This window comes from Mesorhizobium sp. CNPSo 4689, assembly GCF_057784325.1.
On the sequence record NZ_JBWLUZ010000004.1, the window covers coordinates 516,595 to 536,952 of the forward strand.

Below are 20,358 nucleotides of genomic sequence, written 5' to 3' on the forward strand. Positions count from 1 at the left end.
ACCCTCCCAAAAAACGACTCATCGAAACAAACCGGACTGGCTTTCGCTTGGCCAATCATTTATAAATGATCATTCGTTTATGTATGGATGTCAAGATGACCCGGCCAAAAACCCAACCCGACGAGCAGGTGCTGGAGGCCGCGTACCGGCTGATCCATGCCGATGGCCCGGAAGCGCTGACCTTCGAGCGGCTGGCACGGGCATGCGGTCTTTCGGGGGCGACGCTGGTGCAGCGCTTCAAGAGCAAGGCACAGCTGAAGCAACGCACTTTGCTTTACGCCTGGGATGGGCTCGACCGGAAAACCAACGACCTCGCCAGCTCGGCTCCCAAAACTCCGGCCGGGGCCATTCAGTTGCTGGTCGCCTTGTCCAAGGGCTACGGCGATATCGAATCCTATGCCGAAGGTCTGCTCGTCCTGCGCGAGGATCTGCGCGATCCCGTGCTGCGGGCGCGCGGCGCCGCCTGGAAGGCGGTGCTCAGCAAGGCGCTCGCCGGCTGCTTCGCCGATGTGCCCGACACACCCGGGGATATCGGCCTGCTGATGGCGTCGCACTGGCAGGGCTCGCTGCTGTGGTGGAGTTTTGATCCCGACATGGAGCTGACCGCCTATGTCGAACACAGCCTGAAGCGTTTCGTAGCGGCGATTTCAGCCCGAAACCCGTAGCCGGGTATCGGGCCGATCGATGGTGGAAGGCGTCGACAGTTGACCTAGCTTGCGCTCTTCGGGCCGAGCAGGAAGGCCACCAGGGCCGCCAGCAGCGTCGCCGTTCCGCAATAGGCAAAGGCGCTGGCGACGCCGGCGTGATCGACCAGCAATCCGCCAAACACCGCGCCCAGCGCGATCGCCACCTGGAACGTCGCCACCATCAGCCCGCCGGCGCTCTCGGCCTGGTCGGGCGCTGCGCGCACCAGCCAGGTCTGCAAGCCGACCGGTACCGCGCCGAAGGCAAAGCCCCAGGCGGCGACCGCGATCGCCGCCGTCACCGGCGAGGCGCCGAGCGTGAGCAACACCAGGGCCGACAAGGCGATGAGCAGGGGTGCCAGACCGACCGCTGTCTTGAGGCTGCGCTCGGCCATGAAGCCGCCGGCGAAATTGCCGAAGAAGCCGCCGATGCCGTAGGCCAGAAGCACGAGCGAGATCGTTTCGATCGGCAGGACGGGAACTTGCTCCAGATACGGGCGCACATAGGTGAAGCCGGCAAAGTGTCCCGAAGCGACCAGCAGCACGACCAGAAGCGCCACCCTGATCATCGGCCGCTTCAGCACCTCCAGCAAAGTGCCGAAACTTGCCACGCCGGCCGGCGGCAGTTTTGGAAGCGTTGCGATCTGCACCAAGAGCGCCAGCGCGCCGACGATCGCCGCGATCATGAAGGCGGTCCGCCAGCCCCAGACATCGCCGACATAGGCGCCGACCGGGGCCGCGGTGACGGTGGCGACCGAAACGCCGGTGAGGATGATCGACATGGCGCGCGGCATCAGCCGCATCGGCACAAGCCGCATCGCCATCGCCGCCGACATCGACCAGAAACCGCCGAGGGCGACGCCGAGAACGACACGGGCCGCAAGCAGCACGGGAAGCGACGACGCGAAGGCGGCGAGCAGGTTCGAGACGATCAGCAGCACCGTCAGCCCCCACATGACCAGCCTGCGGTCGAGCCGCTTGGTGACGATGGCCATAGTCGGCGCCGCGATCGCCCCGACGACGGCCGTCGCCGTCACCGCCTGCCCGGCCGCGCCCTCGGTGATGCCGAGATCCTGCGCCAGCCGCGTCAGCAGGCTGGCGGGCAGGAATTCGGCGGTCACCAGGCCGAACACGCCGAGCGCCAGCGACACCACCGCGCCCCACGCCGGTTCGGATCGTTCCTCGGTTTCGGAAGAGTCGAGAACAGTAGCGTCGATGACGCCTGCGGCGGGCTCGGTCATGATGGATCTCCGGTCTGGTTGCAGCGCACCATTTGGCTGCACTGCAAAATGGGAGTGACTGTCTGGAGTTTCCATGCTAGAAACACCGGAATGAATTACAATTCGTCCAAATCGACGTTACCAAGTTCCGGCGATCCGCTGAGCGACATGCTGCGCGGCTTGCGGCTCGATGGCGTCGACTATGGCCGCTGCGTCCTCGGTGAGCCGTGGGCGGTGTCCTTTCCGGCGCAGAAGGCTGCGCGCTTCCACTTCATCGGCCAGCAGGGCTGCTGGCTGTTCTCTTCGGCGAAGGAATGGATCGAGCTGTCGGTGGGCGATGCGCTGCTGATCCCGCGCGGCGACGAGCACATTCTGGCCAGCGCGCCGGGCGTGCCTGCCGTGCCGATCGGCCGCTACAGCATCGAACCGGTTTGCGAGAACATCTACGACGTCTCCAACGAGTGTCGCGGCCCCAAGACCTTGCTGTTCTGCGGCAGCATGCATTTCAACCTCGATGGATCGCATCCGCTTCTGGACATGATGCCCGACCTGATGCGCGCGCATGAGCTGATGGCGAATGCGCCGGGCATCCAGCATCTGCTCGACGCCATGGCGGGCGAGGTGACGATGGACCGGGTTGGCTCCGGCGGCATCCTGGCGCGCCTTGCCGATGTGCTTGCCGCTACGATCATCCGCTCCTGGGTCGAGAACGGCTGCGGCGACGCCACCGGATGGATCGCCGCGGTCAGGAATCCGGATGTCGGCAAGGTGCTGGCCGCTATTCACCTGCAGCCGAACCAAGATTGGACGGTCGAGGCGCTCGCACGGATGATGGGAGCATCGCGCTCCGCCTTCGCCCAACGCTTCGCCACCGTGGTCGGCGAGACGCCGGCCAAATATGTCCTGCGGGTGCGCATGCACCAGGCGCGGCAATGGCTGGCCCGGGATGGGATGAGGGTATCCGTCGCTGCGGCGAAACTGGGCTACGATTCGGAAGCCTCCTTCAGCCGCGCCTTCAAGCGCGTCATGGGCGTGGCGCCGAGCCATCTGCGCAACACCGGCGGCAGCGGCGACGAGTCCTGAGCGTCCGCGGCCTCCCGTGCCTGGAGGAATTGCCAAGCTTTTTGGACGGAGCGTCATTGCCCAGGGACGTCCCGCAAATAATCTGACCGGTGGAGGAAATCGCTATGGCCAGACGTTCTGCATTGCTTGCCCTCGCCGCTCTATCCGTCATTCCGGGACGGGCATTTGGCCTTGAAGACAGCTACCTGCCGGCCGGCAAGATCCCCTATGTCGCCGAAGTACCCGACCAGCCGCATCGTCTTGGACCCCTATGGGGCGAGCGGGCCAAGGGCCCGGCGGGCACGTTGCTCAAGGTTCCCGGCAACTGGCGGGCACCGGTTCATGCGCACACCGCGGACTATCGCGCGGTGGTCATAAAGGGGCTCTGGGCGCATTGGCAGATGGACGGCGGCGAAGCGACCAAGGTCGAGCTGCCTCCGGGATCCTATTGGACGCAGAAGGCCAATGAGATGCACGACGATGCGTGCCTGTCGGACACCGAGTGCGTGATCCTTTTGATCAACGACACGCCTTACGAGACCTACTTCCCGAAATAGCGCCAGCGGTTCTTTGCGAAGCCGTCGCGCAAAAGCTCGCTGCTAACTGGCGTGGCGCAGGCTCACGCCACTCCCCTTGTCGAACAGCACCACCTTGTCCGGGTTCCAGGCAAAGCGCACCGGCTGCTCGATCTCGACATCGGTCCTCGCCGGTACCGTGGCGCGCAGCATGGTGTCGCCGACCCTGAGCGTCAGGATTTTTTCGACGCCATGGTTCTCGACATCATGGACACGCGCCTCGACCGGCGCACCGCTCTCCAGATAGACGTCCTCGGGACGGATGCCGAAGACGAGCGGGCGACCGTCGGTCGCACCGCCCGTGTCTAACCCCCAAGAAGTCCTGGCTCCCCTTGAGAACGGCAGTTCGAAATTCATTGGCGCCATCACCGCGCGGTTGTCGACCAGCCTGCCGTCGATGAGGTTCATGGGCGGCGAACCGACAAAGCTCGCCACATAGGTGTCGCGCGGGTTGTTGTAGATCTCCTGCGGCGTACCGGTCTGGACGATGCGCCCATGGTTGAGCACGCCGACCTTGTCGCCCATCGACATCGCCTCGATCTGGTCGTGGGTGACGAACAGGAAGGTGGCGCCGAGTTGCATCTGCAAATTCTTCAACTCGGTGCGCAGCGCCTCGCGCAATTTGGCGTCGAGCGCCGACAGCGGCTCGTCCATCAGGAATACGCGCGGCTTGCGCACGATGGCGCGGCCGATGGAGACGCGCTGCATCTCGCCACCCGAGAGCCGGTCGGTCTTGCGGTCGAGCAAATGCTCGATGCGCAGCGTCCTGGCCGCGCGGTCGACGCGATCCTTGATCTCGGCGTCGGGCAGCCGACGGATCTTCGGCTTCAGCGGGAATTCGAGGTTCTCGCGCACCGTGTAGCGCGGATAGAGCGAATATTGCTGCAGCACCAGCGCCACGTCGCGCTCGGCGGCGCCCCAGTCGGCGACGTCGACACCGTCGATGAAGACCTGGCCCTCGCTCGGCTTTTCCAGGCCGGCGATCATCCTCAGCGTCGTCGTCTTGCCCGCACCCGTCTCGCCGAGCAGCACGAAGAACTCGCCGTCGGCGATCTCGAGATTGAGCCCTGTGAGCGCGGTGTGATTGCCGAAGCTCTTCGAGATGTTCTTGAGCTGGATATGGGCCATCAGAGTCTCACCCCGAGCGACTTGCCGCTCGCCACGTCGAAGAAATGCGCCTGCGCCGGATCGATCCTGGCAAAGACCTTTTCGCCTGGCCCGCTGACGAAGCCGCTCTTGGTGCGCGCGCGCAGCATCCTGGAGCCGACCTTGATGTCGACGATATCGAAGGATCCGAGCGGCTCGACGATTTGCGTCTCGACCGGCAGGAAGCCGTCCGCCGCCTCATGGCGCACGATCACCCCTTCAGGCCGGATGCCGAGCGCCAGCTTGCCGCCGGCATGACCGTTGAGTTTCGATAAAAGCGCGCGCGGGAACTCGAAGCCGGTGGTCGCGTCACCGACCGTGACCGAGGCGGCCGAGGCCTTCTCGGTGACCGACGCCTCGGCGACATTCATCACCGGGCTGCCGACGAACTGCGCCACGAACAGATTGGCCGGATGCGAATAGACGTCGTCCGGCGATCCGACTTGCTGCAGCACGCCCTCATGCATGATGACGATGCGGTCGGCGAGACTCATCGCCTCGATCTGGTCGTGCGTGACATAGATGCTGGTCGAGCCCTGCTTGATGTGCAGCCGCTTGATCTCGGCCCGCATCTCTTCACGCAGCTTGGCGTCGAGCGCGCCGATCGGCTCGTCCATCAGCATCGCCTTGGGACGCCGCACCAGCGCCCGGCCAATGGCGACACGCTGCATGTCACCGCCCGACAGCGCCGACGGCTTCTTCGCCAGCAAGTCCGTGATCTGCAGCGTCTTGGCGACCGAGCGCACTTCCTGGTCGATCTCGGCCTTGCTCTTGCGCGTCGCGCGCAGTGGAAAGGCGATGTTCTCGTAGACGCTCATATGCGGATAGAGCGAGAACGACTGGAACACCATGGCGATGTCGCGGTCGGCAGCCTTGAGATGCTGCACCGGCTTGCCGTCGATCAGGATATCGCCGCCGTCGATCGTCTCCAGCCCGGCAATGGCGCGCAGCGTCGTCGTCTTGCCGCAGCCGGACTGGCCGAGCAACACGATGAACTCGTTGTCGTCGATCTTGAGGTTGAGGTCCTTGATGACCTGGACGGCGCCGAAATATTTCTGCACGCCGCGAAGCTCGATCTGGGTCAATGCTGTGCTCCCGGATTTCGCGCCTGCGCATCTGCGCTATGACCGGTGCCGGCCTCTTCCTCCGGCGCGATCTTCGAAGTGATGTTGAAGCCGATCAGCCCGAGCAGGATGATGGTCACGCCATAGCTGTGCAGCAGCATGTTCCAGGGCTGGCAGAGGGCGATGATGCCGAGCACCATCAATATCTGCGAGCCGGGTTCCAGGTATTTCTGGTTGATGGCGCGAAAGCTCATTTGCGGATCGCTCCGAAGGACATGCCGCGCAACAGATGATTGCGAAGCAGGAAGGTGAAGATCGCGACCGGCAGCAGGAACAGGAAGGTTCCAGCAGCGATCACCGTCCAGTCCGGCAGGCCGGAACCGACCTGGCTGGGAATGAACGGCGGTGCTGTCTGGGCACGGCGGCTGGTCATGATCAGCGCAAAGGCATATTCGTTCCACGCCGTGATAAAGCAGAAGACGGCGGTCGCGGCGATGCCGGTTGCTGCCTCGGGTAGCACGATCTTGAAGAAGGCTTCCATGCGCGTGTAGCCGTCGACCAGCGCCGCCTCCTCATATTCCTTCGGGATCTCGTCCATGAACCCTTTCATCAGCCAGACCGAGAAGGACAGGTTGAAGGCGGTGTAGAGGATAATCAGGCCTAGATGGGAATCGTTGAGGCCGACTGCCCGGTACATCAGGAACATCGGGATGGCGACCACCACCGGCGGCAGCATGCGCGTCGACAGGATGAAGAACAGCAGGTCCGCCTCCCCCTTCACCCTGAAGCGCGAAAACCCGTAGGCGGTGAAGGTGCCCATGCCGACGGCCAGCACCGTCGAGGTGATGGCGACGATCAGCGAGTTCATGAACCGGCTCGGATAGCCCGACCACTGCACCTCGCCCTTGCCGTCGCGAACGATTTTTTCGCCGCCATTGAAGACGACGCGTTCCCACCACGGAGCCGCCGCATACTCTTCCGGCGTCGGCGGATTGCGCAGTTGCGAACGCTTGGCGAACAGCTTGACGAAGGGCGAGATTTCCGGCTGGAACACCACCGTCGGCGGGATGGTCGTCGCGAGATTGCGCGGCTTGAACGCCGTCGAGGCGATCCAGTAGATCGGCGCCAGGAAGATGATCGTCACCACCAGCACCGCGACGATTGCCGCACGGTTGAAGCCGATTTCGGAAGAAGTGCGGACGGCGGCCATCTCAGCGCTCCTTCACCTTGTTGAGGTACTTCACATAGATGTTGGTGATCGCCAGCACCATGATCAGCACGATGTAGGCCATCGCGCAGGAGCGCCCGGTCTGCCATTCCTGGAACGCCATCTTGTAGAGCCGGATCGAGATCAGTTCGGCCGTCGGCTGGCTGGTCAGGATGTAGGCAAGGTCGAAGGTCTTGAACGCTTCCATGGTGCGGAAGATGACCGCGATCATCAGGATCGGCGCGACCAGCGGCAGCGTGATGCGGAAGAAGGTGTAGAACGGCCCGGCACGATCGATGGCGGCGGCTTCGTAGAGATGCTTCGGCACCGCCGAGAGACCGGCCAGCGACAAGAGCATGACGAAGGGCGACCACATCCAGATGTCGGTCAGCGCCACCGCATAAAGCGCCATGTTCGGATCCGACAGCCATTCGAAGGTGCCGAGGCCGAGCGCGTAGTTGATGATGCCGAAGGAGGGGTCGTAGAGTAGCTTCCAGAACAGGCCGACCACCGCCATCGACAGCATCATCGGCAGCAGGAGCAGCGTCGTCAGCAATCCCTTCAGCGGAATGTCGCGGTTGAGTAGCATGGCGACGCCGAAACCGACGAGCAACTGCCCGGCGACCGAGATGATGACGTATTTCGCGGTGATGGCGAAGTTCGACCAGACATAGGGATCGTTGAGCAGGTCGCGATAATTTTGCAGCCCGATGAAATTCGCCGGCGCATTGGTCGAGGCGCGGAAATCGGTGAAGGAATAGCCCAGCGAATAGATCAGCGGGAAGATGTTGAAGACGATCAAGAACAGGATCGTCGGGATGATGAAGAGATTGCGGATCGAAATGTCGCTGAGGCCGCGGGCAGCGGCCCGCGAGGACCTGTCCAGCGTCGTGATCATCGTGGTCGCCAAAACCCTGCTCCAGATTCTTAAAAACAAACGGAGGAGGCGCGAAGGCCTCCTCCGTCAGGCATGACTTTTATTGGCCGCGGCCGTATTTCTTGAAGGTCGCGTTCCAGTCGGCGGCCAGCGCGTCCAGCGTTTCCTTGGCGGTTCCAGGCCCACCGATCACGTAGGGATAGATGCGCTGGTTGAGCTGCTGCAGCAGTTCTGCGTATTCAGGCACCGCCCAGAAGTCCTTCACCTTGAACATGGTCTCGTAGAAGGCCTTGTTGTAAGGTGTGGCGTTCTGGAATTCCTCCGACTTGAGCACGGCTGCGCTGCAGGTGTAGCCGCCAAGCGCTGCCCACTTCTTCTGGGTCTCGTCCTTGATGAACCATTCGAGGAACTTCACCGCCTCTTCCTGCTTCTGCGAGTAGGAAACGATGGAGATGCCCTGACCGCCAAGGGCGGCGAACTGGTCGCCGTCAGGTCCGGCAGGATTGGCGAAGAAGCCGGTGTTCTTGGCGTTCGGGTTCGACGCCTCGTTGATCAGCGAGGGAAAGAACGCGAAGTAGTTCATGCTCATCGCCGCCAGGTTTTCAGTGATCGCCTGGTTGTCCTCGACGAAGAACGACTTGGCCCAGCCCGGAGGCGTGAACGTGTAGAGTTCCTTGTAGGCGTCGAGCGCCGCGATCGCCTTGTCGGAGTTGATGAAGCCATCGACCTTGTAGGTCTTATAGTCACCCAGCTCGCCGCCAAAGGAGAACAGCGCGTTTTCGAAGCCCATTGCCATCGCGTCATACGAATTGTCAGTGTAGATGGCGATGCCGTAACGTTTCTGATCCGGCCGGTGGAAGAATTCGGCGATGTCTCGCAGCGCCTTGAAATCCTTCGGCACGTCGAGATCGTAGCCATATTTGGCCTTGAAGGCTTCCTTTTCCTTGGGGTCTTCGAACCAGTCCTTGCGATAGGACCAGCCGACGGCGTCGCCTTCGAGCGGAATGGCCCAGTACTTGCTGCTGCCGCCCGGATATTCGGCATAGTACTTCACCGTGGCCGGCGCCATCACCTCGCCCAGCTTGTGCTTGTTGAAGAAGTCGGTCAGGTCGACATAGTGGCCACCGGTCGAACCGGCACCGAGCCATTGCGAGTCGCCGACGACCATATCATAGGCGTCACCATGGGCGTTGAACTCGGTGAAGGCCTTGGTCTGGAAGTCGGGCCAGGGCGTGGTTTCCACCGTGATCTTGACGCCCGTTTCCTTCTCGTACTCGTTGCCGAGTTCCTGCAGATAGTTGGCCGGATCCCATTCCGCCCAGAAGATGGTGAGTTCCTTGTCCTGCGCGTAGACGGACGTTCCGCAGGCGAGCACTAAGCCGATACCAGCAAGCAGGCTGGTCATTGTCTTGCGCATAATGATTTCCTCCCTTGTGCGCATTCTACCGCGTCATGCGAGCCGGCAGCGAGGCCGGCCCTGGTAGTTCCTCCCGTGATGGCACATTCCGGTTTTGGGCCTCCTCGCCCGGCCGGAAAATGGATCGCAGCCCTCACATTCGATCCGCTTTATCGGTCCTGATCTGGTATTACCAATTGCGAATGCACGTCAAGCCCTTTCTTCTGCGATCAGGAGCGGCTCGACAAGCCATTTGTAGCGGTATCTGCCTGTTTTACTTTAATTTTCCTACTCCTTGATACATAAGGGTCTTGTTTTGGTTGTGTCAGCACAATTACTATGTGTACCTGGCTTCCCTATCTGGTCGAACCAGATTCGCGTTTATTTGGCGACCGCCGGTCGCGCGGCCCCGTCTCCGTCGCCCATTGATTCCGTCACCGCCGCCCGCACCAGCGCACCGGCCGCCCACTGCGCCACCGACATCATCTTGCGGCTGTCCAAGCCCCAAATGTCCTTCAGCACGATCAGCACCTCGACGCCGAAGATCAGCGACAGCGCCTGCGCCAGACGCTTGAATTCGCGCGGCGGCAGTTGGCCCTTGAGCGGAGCGATCGCGTCCTTCAAGAGCTCGACGCGATGGCCGCGGGTGAATTGCGGCTCGCCGCCCAGCGTGCCCGCCTGCCGTTGCGCCCACTGTTCGAGCGACAGTTTTAGCGCCGCCTTGAATGTCGCCTCGAAGGCCTCGATGCGCGGCATCGCTGCACCGAACAATTCGGCGACCCGGCGCTCCGGATCGGCGGAAGTCGACTGCCAGGTGAGGATCGGACCGAGCCCTTCGTCGACCACCGCCTGCACCAGGGCCGCCTGGCTCGGAAAATAGCGATAGGCGGTCGCGCGGGACACTTCGGCTGCTTCCGCCACCTCGCTGACCGAGGGCGTGGCGCCGGCCTGCATCAGCCGCGTCGCCGTCTCCAGCATCAGCCGTCTGGTGCGGGCACGCGCTCCGCGTTCGGCCGCCTGGCTTACCCCTCGCTCGGCGTCATCGTTCATTGCGGCTTGTTGACGTGAGACATTCATGTCAATACGATACGCGCGTCTCAAAAAAATGCAATGGCCTTGGCGCTGCCGAGCGGCCTGCAGAGAGTGGCAGGCGACGACGCCGGGCACGCCAGGACCGGGGAAACGCGATGAAGCGCATCTATGTGGTGGGCACCGCCGACACCAAGGGCGAAGAACTTGCCTTCCTGGCCGACACGATCGCCGCCACCGGAGCGGCCGTCACCCGCGTCGATGTCGGAACCCGCGCCGCCACCGTGCCCGTCGATGTTCCCGCCGAGGAGGTCGCCGGCCATCATCCCGAGGGCCGCAATGCCGTGCTGGGCATCGACGACCGCGGCAGGTCGATGGCGGCGATGGCCGCGGCCTTCGCCCTATTCGCGCAGTCGCGCACCGACATATCAGGCATGATCGGCATTGGCGGTGGCGGCGGCACCTCGATCATCACCTCTGGCATGCGCACCCTGCCGCTCGGCCTGCCCAAGATCATGGTCTCGACGCTCGCGTCCGGTGACACCGCGCCCTATGTCGACGTCTCCGACATCGTCATGATGCCGTCCGTCACCGACATGGCCGGTCTCAACCGGCTGTCACGGGTCGTGCTGCACAATGCCGCCCAGGCCATTGCCGGCATGGCAGCGAGGTCCGCGCCGTCGGCCGACGGCAAGCCATCGCTGGGCCTGACCATGTTTGGCGTCACCACGCCTTGCGTGACAGCCATCGCCGATCAGTTGCGCGCCACCTACGACTGCATGGTCTTCCACGCCACCGGCACCGGCGGCCGTACCATGGAGAAGCTCGCCGACTCTGACCTGCTCGCCGGCGTCATCGACATCACCACCACCGAGGTTTGCGACCTGCTGTTCGGCGGCGTGCTGCCGGCGACCGAAGACCGCTTCGGTGCCATTGCCCGCACGAAGCTGCCCTATGTCGGCTCGGCCGGCGCGCTCGATATGGTCAACTTCTGGGCGCCGCCGACCATTCCCGAAAAATATCGCGGGCGGCTGCTCTACGAGCACAATTCCAATGTGACACTGATGCGCACCACAGCGGACGAATGCCGCCAGATCGGCGAATGGATCGGCGACAGATTGAGCCGCTGCCAGGGTCCTGTGCATTTCCTGATCCCCGAAAAGGGCGTTTCGGCGCTCGACATCGAAGGCGGCGCCTTCTTCAACCCGGAAGCCGACGCCGCGCTGTTCGAAGCTATCGAGCGTACGATCAAGCCGACTCAGACACGGTGCGTGACGCGCCTGCCGCTGCACATCAACGATCCGGAATTCGCCAAGGCCGCCACGGCCGCCTTCCTCGACATCGCCAGCAAGTGAGACCTGACAAGCATGGCCGCCATTCCGCGCAAGAAAATCCTGGAAAAATTCCGTAAGATGATCGCCGACGGCGTGCCGATCGTCGGCGGCGGCGCCGGCACCGGCCTTTCGGCCAAGGCCGAGGAGGCCGGCGGCATCGACCTCATCATCATCTACAATTCCGGCCGCTACCGCATGGCAGGGCGCGGCTCGGCCGCCGGCCTGCTCGCCTATGGCAACGCCAACGAGATCGTCAAGGAGATGGCCTACGAGGTGCTGCCGGTGGTCAAGAAGACGCCGGTGCTGGCCGGCGTCAACGGCACCGATCCCTTCGTCATCATGCCGCTGTTCCTGGCCGAGCTGAAGACGATGGGCTTTTCGGGCGTGCAGAACTTTCCCACCATCGGCCTGTTCGACGGCCAGATGCGGCAAAGCTTCGAGGAGACCGGCATGGGCTTCGGCCTTGAGGTCGACATGATCGCCGAGGCGCACAAGCTCGACCTTCTGACGACCCCTTATGTCTTCAACCCGGACGAGGCGCGCTCCATGACAAAAGCCGGCGCCGACATCGTCGTCGCCCATATGGGCGTCACCACCGGCGGCTCGATCGGCGCCACCTCGGCCAAATCACTTGACGACTGTGTGAAAGAGATCGACGCCATCGCAGCCGCAGCTCGTTCGGTGCGCAAGGATGTCATCCTGCTTTGCCATGGCGGGCCGATCTCGATGCCGGACGATGCCCGTTATATTCTCGAGAGGTGCGAAGGGCTGCACGGTTTTTACGGTGCCAGCTCGATGGAGCGTTTGCCGGCGGAAGCGGCGATCGCCCGGCAGACCGCGGATTTCAAGGCCGTCGCGATCGGCGACCAGAAAGCGACCGCGAAGAAAAGGAAGGGATGAGACGATGGCCGACAAGAGCAAGGTGTTTGTCTACCCGAAGGACGTCAGCGCCTTCGGCTTCGACTGGGGGCGGCTGGCATTGACGGTTGCGCCGGAAGTGAACGGCGCGGAGCGTTTTTCGGGCGGCGTCGTCGACCTGCCGTCCGGCAAGGGCCACACCCGCCACAACCATCCCGGGGCCGAGGAAATCATCTTCGTCATCTCCGGCCATGGCGAGCAGATGGTCGAGGACGAGCAAGGCAATCCGGTGGTCGCCAAGGTCGGCCCCGGCTGCACCATCTACGTCCCGGAGAGCCGCTTCCATTCGACGCTCAACACCGGCGACGGACCGATGCAGCTCTTCGTCGTCTATTCGCCGGCTGGGCCTGAACTGGCGCTGCGCGACTTGCCGGATTTCAGGCTGCTGCCGGCGGGCAAAGGGTGATTGGCTTTGTGGGGCAGCGCCGGTCGTCCGTGATTCAAGCGCCACCCCTGTTCCAACCCCTACCTCGGTCGCCAAACATGACATAGCCGCTGTCAGTCACGGCAACCGTATCCTCCAGCTTGATGAACCCGCGTGTCGGATGAAGCATGGTAGTCTCGACCGACAGCACCATGTTCTTCTCCAGCGGCTTTGCGGCATAGGTGCCTTCATAGGTGACTGGATGATTGGTCATCAGGAACGGCGCCTCATGCGTGATCAGCCCCATGCCGTGCGCGAAGAAATCGGTATAGGGCGCGACCTTGGATTTCTTCAGCACCCCCTCGGCATGAGAAATCATGTCGCCGCCGAGCGTGCCGGCTCTGACCTTGGAGAACGCCGCCTGCTGCACCGTCTCGACCTCGGCCAGCAGATCCTCCAGCTCGGCGTCCGGCTCGCCCAGAATGCCCATGCGGCAGAGGTCGCCAATATAGCCGTGATAATTGCCGCCGGAATCGATCGACAGCACCTCGCCCCTCTTCCACGCCTGCGGTGAGGCAGCCCGGTTGTGGCTGGAGCCCAGCGTCAGCAGGCAATATTCGAAATGCGCACCGCAGTTGGTCTCCTCGCGCCGCAGCTGTTCGATGATCTCGGTCTTGGTCGTGCCCTCGCGCGCCCAGCCAATCGTTGCCAGCATGGAATCCGTGATCAGCTCGGAGGCGATGCGCAGCTTCTCCAGCTCCGCCTCCGTCTTGATGGCGCGCATGCGCTCCAGCATGTCGGTCGCGTCGACCAGCTTTGCATCCGGCAATGTTTTACGGATCAGCGTATAGGCATCCGACGGCAGGAAAGCCGGCTCGATGCCGATGCGCGCTCCTCCCTGGCCGATCTTGTGCACATGCTCGACAGCCAGATTGGCGGCATCGAGCGTGCCCCAGCAGGCGGCATGCAGCGTCGGCGTCCAGAACGGGTTGTTCTGGTGCTCGGCGCCTTCCATGCGGTTGCCGATATAGGCGGCATGGTCCGGCCCGCCCTTCTCATAGACGACGACAGGCAGATAGCGGCTGTGGCCGATCGCATCCATGGCGGCGAAGAAGATGAACTTGTAGCCGCCGAGCAGATATTGCGTGTTGTGCTTGGAGGTGGCGAGCAGCACGTCGATGCCGGCCTCTTCCATCAACCCATCGAGCCTCGCCTGGTCGAACGGAATGGTGCCGATCTTGCCCGGGGCGATGTTCATTGTTCTCTCCCTGAATGTGCCGGCCGGTCGGACCGGCTTGCCGGCTGCGCAGGTCGCTGATCGTCTGGCTGTCGGTCAAATCTGCACTATTATCGCCGCACTGGTCCAGCCAGAAATCGGGCTCCTTGCAGAAATGGTCATAGATTGCCATTCCAAAACGCCGTATGGCCAGTTCTGGTCTTACCAGATTGGCGAAACGGGACCGCCATCGGATAAGTGGTCCAGCGGACGGAAATTTCAAAGCCACGCCAGATTGCGCCAATTCCCTCTCTGGCGAAACCCTCGGCAAGGGCCATAATCACCGCCGCAAAGATGCTCGCGGGCCCGTTGGCGTCGAAGGGATTGTCGCATCCGGACGGGTGCGGAGAGGACGGAGGTCGATCATGTCAGGTTTCACCATTTCCAGGCGCACTGTGCTTGCCGGTTCGGCGGCGCTGCTCGCCTCCACCGCCATGCCGGTGATCGGCTGGGCGCAGACGCCGAAGAAGGGTGGACGGCTGGTCGTCGCCGCCGATTCCGAGCCGCGCAACCTCAACCCGGCCATCGTTGCCTCCAATGGCGTCTTCTTCATTTCCAGCAAGGTTGTGGAGACGCTGGCCGAGGCCTCCTTCGACGGCAAGGATGGGCTGCAGCCGCGTCTGGCACTCAGCTGGGAAGGCGCTGCCGACGGCCTGTCGGTGACTTTCAAGCTGCGCGACGGTGTCAAATGGCATGACGGCAAGCCCTTCACCTCCGCCGACGTCGCCTTCTCGGCGCTGCAGATCTGGAAGCCACTGCAGAATCTCGGCCGCACCGTGTTCAAGGACCTTGCCGCCGTCGACACACCGGACGGATTGACCGCCGTGTTCAAATTCGCCAAGCCGACACCGTTCCAGCTGATCCGCAACGCCCTGCCGGCGCTGAGCAGCGTGGTGCCGAAGCACGTCTACGAGACCGGCAAGATCGAGGAGAACCCGGCCAACAACGCGCCGGTCGGCACCGGCCCGTTCAAGTTCGCTGAGTACAAGGCCGGCCAGTACTACCGGCTGGCGAAGAACACCGATTATTGGGGCAAGGACGAGCCTTATCTCGACGAGATCGTCTACCAGGTGCTGCCGGATCGCACCTCGGCGGCCGCCGCACTCGAGGCCGAAGGAATCCAGCTCGCCGCTTTCTCGGCCGTGCCGCTGGCCGACCTCGACCGCATCTCCAAGGTGCCGGGCCTGAAGGTCATCACCAAGGGCTATGAAGGGCTCACATACCAGCTCGTCGTCGAAATCAACCACCGCCGCAAGGAGCTCGCCGACCTCAAGGTGCGCCAGGCGATCGCGCATGCCATCGACAAGGATTTCGTCGTCAAGACGGTGTTCCTCGGTTATGCGGCCACCGCCACCGGTCCGGTGCCGAAGAACGATCCGCAATTCTACACCGCCGACGTGCCGACCTATGCCTTCGACGTTGCCAAGGCCAACGCTCTGCTCGACGAAGCCGGTTACAAGAAAGGCTCCGACGGCAAGCGCTTTTCGCTGAAACTTTTGCCGGCGCCCTATTTCAACGAGACCAAGCAGTTCGGCGACTATCTGCGCCAGGCGCTCGCCGCCATCGGCATCGATGCCGAGCTGGTCAACAACGACTCGCCCGCGCACATCAAGGCCGTCTACACCGACCATGCCTTCGACCTCGCCGTCGGCCCGCCGGTATTCCGCGGCGACCCGGCGATCTCGACCACCATCCTGGTGCAGAGCGGCATTCCGGACGGCGTACCGTTCTCCAACCAGGGCGGCTACAAGAACGAGGAACTGGACGCCCTCATCGCCAAGGCCTCCGAGACGCTCGATACAGCCGCGCGTACCGAACTCTACAAGGAGTTCCAGAAGAAGGTCGCTGCCGACCTGCCGCTGATCAACGTCGCCGAATGGAGTTTCATCAGCGTCGCGCGCGATACGGTTGGGAATATGGCCAACAACCCGCGCTGGGCGGTATCGAACTGGGCGGACACGTATTTGGAATCGTGACAGTATTTCGCGGATGAGAGTTCGCGACGACATCGTCGTAGACGTAGAGTTCTACGAGGCCCCCCTCTGTCCTACCGGACATCTCCCCCTCAAGGGGGGAGATTGGCTGGCCGCAACGTCGGCATATTTTCCTGCGACATTGAAGATTGGCGAAATCGCCGATGACTTCCAATCTCCCCCCTTGAGGGGGAGATGTCCGGCAGGACAGAGGGGGGTGCTCAAGCGCGACTTTCACCTTGGTTGGCTCAGCACCAAACATTCGAGGCCGCCATGACCCGCGCCCTCACCCTCCTGCGCCGCCGTCTCGTCGGCAGCATCTTCGTACTGCTGATCGTCGTCATCGGCACCTTCCTGTTGCTCGAAGCGGCGCCCGGCGATGCGGTCGACGCCTATATCGTCTCGACCGGCGGCGATGCCGGCATGATCGAACTGCTGCGCCACCGCTGGGGCCTTGACCAGTCTGAACTGACGCGGCTCGCCAATTATCTCTGGGCGCTGCTCCATCTCGACCTCGGCCACTCCGTCACCTTCTCCAGGCCGATCCGCGAAATCATCCTCGAGCGCCTGCCGACAACGCTTATCCTGATGGGCAGCGCCATCGCGCTCTCCTTTGGCCTCGGATCGGCGCTTGGCATCTATGCCGGCGCCAGACCCGGCAGCTTTCGCGATCGTTTCCTGTCGATCGGCTCGCTGGCGCTCTATGCCGTGCCCGGCTTCTGGCTCGGCCTAGTGCTGATCGTGATCTTCGCCGTCGACCTGCGCTGGCTGCCGATCGGCGGCATCGAGAGCCTGGCGTCGGACAAGACCGGCCTTGCCCGCACCGCCGACATCGCCACCCATCTCGTCCTGCCGGTGTCCGCCCTTGGCTTCATCTATCTCGCGCTTTACCTGCGCATGATGCGGGCCGGCATGGCCGAGGCATGGCGGCAGGATTTTGTCCTTGCCGCCCGCTCCAGGGGCCTGTCGCGCCGCCGCATCGTGCTCGCTCACGTCGCTCGCAACGCGCTGCTGCCTCTGGTCACCATGCTCGGCCTGCAATCGGCACAGATGCTCGGCGGCAGCGTCGTCATCGAAAGCGTCTTTGCCGTGCCCGGCCTCGGCCGACTGGCGCAGGAAGCCGTCGCTGGGCGCGACACGCCGCTGCTGCTCGGGATTATTCTCACCAGCGCAGTTCTCGTCATCGTCATCAACCTTCTCGTCGACGTCGCCTACGCCTTCCTCGATCCACGCGTCGGCGCCAGTGAGGCTGGCGCGTGAGCGTGGTCCGGCGTTTCCTGCGCACGCCCGAGGCGATCGCCGGCGCGATCATCCTGGCGGCGCTGTTTGCCATGGCGCTCTCGGCTTCGCTGTTTTTTCCCGGTGACCCGCAAGCCATTGCCGGGCCGGCGCTGCTGCCGCCTTTCCAGGACTGGTCGCTGCCGCTCGGCACCGACCGGCTCGGCCGCGACGTGCTGGCCGAACTGTTCCACGGCTCGCGTACCTCGCTGGCGGTCGGATTGGCTGCGGCCACTGCGGCGCTTGTCATAGGTGCGATCGTCGGCACGCTGGCCGGCTTCGCCGGCGGCCTCGTCGACGAAGTGCTGATGCGCATCACCGACGCTTTCCAGACCGTGCCGGGCTTCCTGCTGGCGCTGGCTTTCGTCAGCGTCGTCGGGCCGTCGCTCGGCGTGGTTGTCGCGGCCATCGCGCTCGGCGCCTGGACCGGACCGGCGCGGGTGGCGCGCGCCGAGGTGCTGTCCATTCGCGAGCGCGACTATGTCGCCGGCGCCCGCGTCATCGGCATGCATCCCCTTGAGATCGCCTTTCGCGAGGTGCTGCCCAATGCTCTGCCGCCGGTGCTGGCGCTGTCGTCGGTGATCGTCGCCGCCGCCATCCTGACAGAGGCCGCGCTCTCGTTCCTCGGCCTCGGCGACCCCAACCGCGTCACCTGGGGCGGCATGATCGCCGAAGGCCGCACAGTGCTGCGCACCGCGCCCTTCCTTTCGATCATTCCGGGCATGGCGCTGGTGCTGACCGTGCTCGGCGTCTATCTCGCCGGTGAAGGTGTCGTCGAGACGACAGCGGTGAGACGGAGCCTGTCATGACGGCGCTGCTCTCGATCCGCGATCTGACGGTGAGCTATCGCGGCAATGGCCGCGAGGCGCTGAAGAACATCAATCTCGATATCGCCGCCGGCGAGCGTCTGGCCATCATCGGAGAGAGCGGTTCGGGCAAGAGCACACTGGCGCTGGCGATTGCGGGGCTGTTGCCGGCATCCGCCAGGATTGGTGGCCGTATCGACTGGCAGATGTCGGAATTTCGATCGCCTCACCAACCTTCCCGTCTTCGCAACAACACACCCCTCGGCGGCCGCGACATCGGCTTCGTCTTCCAGGATCCATCGGCCAGCCTCGATCCCGTCATGACAATCGGCAAGCAGATCGCCGAAGTCGCCCGAACCCATCTCGGCCTCGGCTGGCCGCAGGCCTATGCCAAGGCCAGAACCCTGCTCGACCGCGTCCGCCTGCCAGACCCCGACACCGCCCTCCGCGCCTTTCCGCACCAGCTCTCCGGCGGCCAGAAGCAGCGTGTGGCGATCGCCGCCGCCATCGCCGCCGGACCTAAATTGCTGATCGCCGACGAGGCGACCAGCGCGCTGGACACCATCGTGCAGGCCGAGATCGTGTCCCTCATCCGGAAATTGGTGGCTGAGGACGGCATGACGCTGCTGTTCATCAGTCACGATATCGCGCTGGCCGCCGAACTTGCCGACCGCATCGCAGTGTTCCGCCACGGCGAATTGGTCGAGATTGGTGCGACAGAGCAAATCATCGATGCCCCGCGCCACCCCTACACACGCGCGCTGCTCGACGCCCATCTCGGCCTCGACGCCGAACCGCTGCTGCCGCAAGCCGGAGTGCCGCGATGAGCAGTCCGCTGTTGACCGTCTCCGACCTCACCAAACGCTATCGGCGTGGCGGCAGGACCATCGCCGCCGTCGATGCCGTCTCCTTCGCGATCGATCCCGGCGAGACGCTGGCGCTCGCCGGACCGTCCGGCAGCGGCAAGTCGACGATCGCGCGGCTGGTGTTGCGGCTGATCGAACCCGACGCCGGCAACATCCGGTTCGAAGGTGATGACTTCCTCACCCTGAACGGTGCCGCGCTGCGTGCCCGGCGCGCGCGCCTGCAGATGGTGTTCCAGGATCCGCTCGCCGCCTTCAACCCGCGCGCCACCGTGGCGCGCCTGCTGGACGATCCCTTGCGCATCCATGGCATCGCATCGCGCGCCGAGCGCCCGCGCCGGATCGCCGCTTTGCTGGAGCGCGTCGGCCTCGACGCCGAACTCGCGCCGCGCGCCATCCACGAAATCTCCGGCGGCCAGCGCCAGCGCGTTGCCATCGCCCGCGCCATCGCCACAAACCCATCGCTGATCGTGCTCGACGAAGCGGTGTCGGCGCTCGACGTTTCGATTCGCGGAGACATTCTCAAATTGCTGCTCGACCTGCAGCGTGTGGAACGGATCGCCTATCTGTTCATTTCGCACGATCTCGGCGTCGTCAGAGCCATCGCCCATCGCGTCGTCATCCTCGACGCCGGGCGGATCGCCGAAAGCGGCGATGCCCGCGCTGTCATCGGCGCGCCGCAATCCGCAATCGGCAAGGCGCTGGTGACGGCGACGCCGAAATTGAGAGCAAGTCAGGAAGCGCCATGACCGACCCCGCAGCGAGAGCCGAAAACCTGTCACGTGAACTCGATTTCGCCTTTCGCAATCGGGCCGATCTCTATCGCCTGTTCCTCGACGAACTGACGGCTGAACTGGGAGCAGAGCGCGCCGAGGCGGTCATGATCCGCACCATCGAGCAGCGCGGCAGGGAGGTTGCCGCGGCAGCCTTTGCCGATTTCGGCCCTAACGACGCGCCAGCGATCGGCGAGGCGTTTCTGGCCGTCAGCCCCGATGGCGGCCGCATGTATCCGACTGATGTCGAACGCAGTGAACATCGCATTGCCTTCAAGGTGAAGCGCTGCCCGCTGAAGGACGCCTGGGTCGAGGCCGGCGTCGGCGAGGAAAAACTCGCCACGCTCTGCCGCATCGCCGGCGCCTTCGACCGCGGCCTGTTCGAGGCGACCGGCGTGCGCTTCGACAACGTCACCTGGACGCCCGGCCACGGCTCCGGCTGCTGCCACATCGCCCTGACGAACCGGGATGCTGCCTAGCGCGATATCATCTGTGGCCAGCGCAGCGTCTGTCG

General features: G+C 63.8%; 21 protein-coding genes. 12 read left to right on the forward strand and 9 right to left on the reverse strand.

Going from position 1 to position 20,358, the window contains the following annotated elements:
* The first annotated feature begins 95 nt into the window (after positions 1–95).
* A complete protein-coding gene (locus AC04SI_RS10135; RefSeq protein ID WP_404278230.1) occupies positions 96–665 on the forward strand; it encodes a TetR/AcrR family transcriptional regulator in 570 nt (189 codons plus the stop codon).
* Between the two features lie 44 nt (positions 666–709).
* On the opposite strand, the gene AC04SI_RS10140 is transcribed toward AC04SI_RS10135, so the two are convergent.
* Positions 710–1,924, reverse strand: a complete 1,215-nt coding sequence (locus AC04SI_RS10140) for an MFS transporter (protein ID WP_404278232.1) — start codon at positions 1,922–1,924, stop codon at positions 710–712.
* A gap of 90 nt (positions 1,925–2,014) precedes the next feature.
* On the opposite strand from AC04SI_RS10140, the gene AC04SI_RS10145 reads away from it, so the two are divergent.
* Together AC04SI_RS10145 and AC04SI_RS10150 are read left to right on the forward strand one after the other, a co-directional pair.
* The gene (locus tag AC04SI_RS10145) at positions 2,015–2,986 is read left to right on the forward strand and encodes an AraC family transcriptional regulator (RefSeq protein ID WP_404278234.1); all 972 of its coding nucleotides are present in this window, start codon (positions 2,015–2,017) and stop codon (positions 2,984–2,986) included.
* A gap of 104 nt (positions 2,987–3,090) precedes the next feature.
* Positions 3,091–3,522: a DUF4437 domain-containing protein gene (locus tag AC04SI_RS10150; RefSeq protein ID WP_488474167.1), complete on the forward strand. Its 432-nt coding sequence runs from the start codon at positions 3,091–3,093 to the stop codon at positions 3,520–3,522.
* 42 nt (positions 3,523–3,564) lie between these two features.
* On the opposite strand, the gene AC04SI_RS10155 is transcribed toward AC04SI_RS10150, so the two are convergent.
* The 7 genes from AC04SI_RS10155 to AC04SI_RS10185 all read right to left on the reverse strand — a co-directional run bounded on the left by AC04SI_RS10155 (position 3,565) and on the right by AC04SI_RS10185 (position 10,307).
* Positions 3,565–4,668 carry an ABC transporter ATP-binding protein gene (locus AC04SI_RS10155; protein WP_404278236.1) on the reverse strand — a complete coding sequence of 368 codons (1,104 nt, stop codon included), beginning with the start codon at positions 4,666–4,668 and terminating at the stop codon, positions 3,565–3,567.
* Positions 4,668–5,771: an ABC transporter ATP-binding protein gene (locus AC04SI_RS10160; protein ID WP_404278238.1), complete on the reverse strand. Its 1,104-nt coding sequence runs from the start codon at positions 5,769–5,771 to the stop codon at positions 4,668–4,670. Before AC04SI_RS10160 ends, AC04SI_RS10155 begins: the two co-directional genes overlap by 1 nt.
* A complete protein-coding gene (locus tag AC04SI_RS10165; RefSeq protein WP_404278240.1) occupies positions 5,768–6,004 on the reverse strand; it encodes a hypothetical protein in 237 nt (78 codons plus the stop codon). The genes AC04SI_RS10160 and AC04SI_RS10165 overlap by 4 nt, the downstream gene beginning before the upstream one ends.
* Complete coding sequence (locus AC04SI_RS10170) at positions 6,001–6,960, reverse strand: carbohydrate ABC transporter permease (protein WP_404278242.1); 960 nt, start codon at positions 6,958–6,960, stop codon at positions 6,001–6,003. The genes AC04SI_RS10165 and AC04SI_RS10170 overlap by 4 nt, the downstream gene beginning before the upstream one ends.
* Position 6,961: 1 nt before the next feature.
* On the reverse strand, positions 6,962–7,867 hold the full coding sequence (locus AC04SI_RS10175) for a carbohydrate ABC transporter permease (RefSeq protein ID WP_006200308.1): 906 nt from the start codon (positions 7,865–7,867) through the stop codon (positions 6,962–6,964).
* A gap of 67 nt (positions 7,868–7,934) precedes the next feature.
* The gene (locus AC04SI_RS10180) at positions 7,935–9,251 is read right to left on the reverse strand and encodes an ABC transporter substrate-binding protein (RefSeq protein WP_404278245.1); all 1,317 of its coding nucleotides are present in this window, start codon (positions 9,249–9,251) and stop codon (positions 7,935–7,937) included.
* A gap of 360 nt (positions 9,252–9,611) precedes the next feature.
* Positions 9,612–10,307: a TetR/AcrR family transcriptional regulator gene (locus AC04SI_RS10185; protein WP_404278247.1), complete on the reverse strand. Its 696-nt coding sequence runs from the start codon at positions 10,305–10,307 to the stop codon at positions 9,612–9,614.
* A gap of 110 nt (positions 10,308–10,417) precedes the next feature.
* Between AC04SI_RS10185 and AC04SI_RS10190 the strand changes: the two genes are divergently transcribed.
* The 3 genes from AC04SI_RS10190 to AC04SI_RS10200 are packed head-to-tail and all read left to right on the forward strand — an operon-like array spanning position 10,418 to position 12,917.
* Complete coding sequence (locus tag AC04SI_RS10190) at positions 10,418–11,614, forward strand: Tm-1-like ATP-binding domain-containing protein (protein ID WP_404278249.1); 1,197 nt, start codon at positions 10,418–10,420, stop codon at positions 11,612–11,614.
* A 12-nt stretch (positions 11,615–11,626) separates the two neighbouring features.
* A complete protein-coding gene (locus tag AC04SI_RS10195; RefSeq protein ID WP_404278250.1) occupies positions 11,627–12,493 on the forward strand; it encodes a phosphoenolpyruvate hydrolase family protein in 867 nt (288 codons plus the stop codon).
* Between the two features lie 4 nt (positions 12,494–12,497).
* Complete coding sequence (locus AC04SI_RS10200) at positions 12,498–12,917, forward strand: cupin domain-containing protein (RefSeq protein ID WP_404278252.1); 420 nt, start codon at positions 12,498–12,500, stop codon at positions 12,915–12,917.
* A gap of 34 nt (positions 12,918–12,951) precedes the next feature.
* Here the strand turns inward: AC04SI_RS10200 and AC04SI_RS10205 are convergent, their stop codons facing one another.
* Positions 12,952–14,133, reverse strand: a complete 1,182-nt coding sequence (locus tag AC04SI_RS10205; protein ID WP_488474168.1) for a M24 family metallopeptidase — start codon at positions 14,131–14,133, stop codon at positions 12,952–12,954.
* Positions 14,134–14,516: 383 nt separating this feature from the next.
* On the opposite strand from AC04SI_RS10205, the gene AC04SI_RS10210 reads away from it, so the two are divergent.
* From AC04SI_RS10210 to AC04SI_RS10235, 6 genes are all read left to right on the forward strand, one after another.
* Positions 14,517–16,127, forward strand: a complete 1,611-nt coding sequence (locus AC04SI_RS10210; RefSeq protein WP_404278256.1) for an ABC transporter substrate-binding protein — start codon at positions 14,517–14,519, stop codon at positions 16,125–16,127.
* A 270-nt stretch (positions 16,128–16,397) separates the two neighbouring features.
* Entirely contained in the window at positions 16,398–17,384 is a 987-nt protein-coding gene (locus tag AC04SI_RS10215) for an ABC transporter permease (RefSeq protein ID WP_404278258.1), read from the forward strand.
* Positions 17,381–18,211, forward strand: a complete 831-nt coding sequence (locus tag AC04SI_RS10220; RefSeq protein WP_404278260.1) for an ABC transporter permease — start codon at positions 17,381–17,383, stop codon at positions 18,209–18,211. The genes AC04SI_RS10215 and AC04SI_RS10220 overlap by 4 nt, the downstream gene beginning before the upstream one ends.
* Entirely contained in the window at positions 18,208–19,035 is an 828-nt protein-coding gene (locus AC04SI_RS10225; protein WP_404278262.1) for an ABC transporter ATP-binding protein, read from the forward strand. Before AC04SI_RS10220 ends, AC04SI_RS10225 begins: the two co-directional genes overlap by 4 nt.
* On the forward strand, positions 19,032–19,820 hold the full coding sequence (locus tag AC04SI_RS10230) for an ATP-binding cassette domain-containing protein (protein WP_404278266.1): 789 nt from the start codon (positions 19,032–19,034) through the stop codon (positions 19,818–19,820). The genes AC04SI_RS10225 and AC04SI_RS10230 overlap by 4 nt, the downstream gene beginning before the upstream one ends.
* Positions 19,817–20,323: an L-2-amino-thiazoline-4-carboxylic acid hydrolase gene (locus tag AC04SI_RS10235; RefSeq protein WP_404278268.1), complete on the forward strand. Its 507-nt coding sequence runs from the start codon at positions 19,817–19,819 to the stop codon at positions 20,321–20,323. The genes AC04SI_RS10230 and AC04SI_RS10235 overlap by 4 nt, the downstream gene beginning before the upstream one ends.
* The last annotated feature ends 35 nt before the right edge of the window (positions 20,324–20,358 follow it).

What these genes read in the sequence shown, in the direction of transcription:
- AC04SI_RS10135 (WP_404278230.1), top strand. Translation starts at nt 96, where the DNA reads ATGACCCGGCCAAAAACCCAACCCGACGAGCAGGTGCTGGAGGCCGCG.
- AC04SI_RS10140 (WP_404278232.1), bottom strand. Translation starts at nt 1,924, where the DNA reads ATGACCGAGCCCGCCGCAGGCGTCATCGACGCTACTGTTCTCGACTCT.
- AC04SI_RS10145 (WP_404278234.1), top strand. Translation starts at nt 2,015, where the DNA reads ATGAATTACAATTCGTCCAAATCGACGTTACCAAGTTCCGGCGATCCG.
- AC04SI_RS10150 (WP_488474167.1), top strand. Translation starts at nt 3,091, where the DNA reads ATGGCCAGACGTTCTGCATTGCTTGCCCTCGCCGCTCTATCCGTCATT.
- AC04SI_RS10155 (WP_404278236.1), bottom strand. Translation starts at nt 4,668, where the DNA reads ATGGCCCATATCCAGCTCAAGAACATCTCGAAGAGCTTCGGCAATCAC.
- AC04SI_RS10165 (WP_404278240.1), bottom strand. Translation starts at nt 6,004, where the DNA reads ATGAGCTTTCGCGCCATCAACCAGAAATACCTGGAACCCGGCTCGCAG.
- AC04SI_RS10170 (WP_404278242.1), bottom strand. Translation starts at nt 6,960, where the DNA reads ATGGCCGCCGTCCGCACTTCTTCCGAAATCGGCTTCAACCGTGCGGCA.
- AC04SI_RS10180 (WP_404278245.1), bottom strand. Translation starts at nt 9,251, where the DNA reads ATGCGCAAGACAATGACCAGCCTGCTTGCTGGTATCGGCTTAGTGCTC.
- AC04SI_RS10185 (WP_404278247.1), bottom strand. Translation starts at nt 10,307, where the DNA reads ATGAATGTCTCACGTCAACAAGCCGCAATGAACGATGACGCCGAGCGA.
- AC04SI_RS10190 (WP_404278249.1), top strand. Translation starts at nt 10,418, where the DNA reads ATGAAGCGCATCTATGTGGTGGGCACCGCCGACACCAAGGGCGAAGAA.
- AC04SI_RS10195 (WP_404278250.1), top strand. Translation starts at nt 11,627, where the DNA reads ATGGCCGCCATTCCGCGCAAGAAAATCCTGGAAAAATTCCGTAAGATG.
- AC04SI_RS10200 (WP_404278252.1), top strand. Translation starts at nt 12,498, where the DNA reads ATGGCCGACAAGAGCAAGGTGTTTGTCTACCCGAAGGACGTCAGCGCC.
- AC04SI_RS10205 (WP_488474168.1), bottom strand. Translation starts at nt 14,133, where the DNA reads ATGAACATCGCCCCGGGCAAGATCGGCACCATTCCGTTCGACCAGGCG.
- AC04SI_RS10210 (WP_404278256.1), top strand. Translation starts at nt 14,517, where the DNA reads ATGTCAGGTTTCACCATTTCCAGGCGCACTGTGCTTGCCGGTTCGGCG.
- AC04SI_RS10215 (WP_404278258.1), top strand. Translation starts at nt 16,398, where the DNA reads ATGACCCGCGCCCTCACCCTCCTGCGCCGCCGTCTCGTCGGCAGCATC.
- AC04SI_RS10225 (WP_404278262.1), top strand. Translation starts at nt 18,208, where the DNA reads ATGACGGCGCTGCTCTCGATCCGCGATCTGACGGTGAGCTATCGCGGC.
- AC04SI_RS10230 (WP_404278266.1), top strand. Translation starts at nt 19,032, where the DNA reads ATGAGCAGTCCGCTGTTGACCGTCTCCGACCTCACCAAACGCTATCGG.
- AC04SI_RS10235 (WP_404278268.1), top strand. Translation starts at nt 19,817, where the DNA reads ATGACCGACCCCGCAGCGAGAGCCGAAAACCTGTCACGTGAACTCGAT.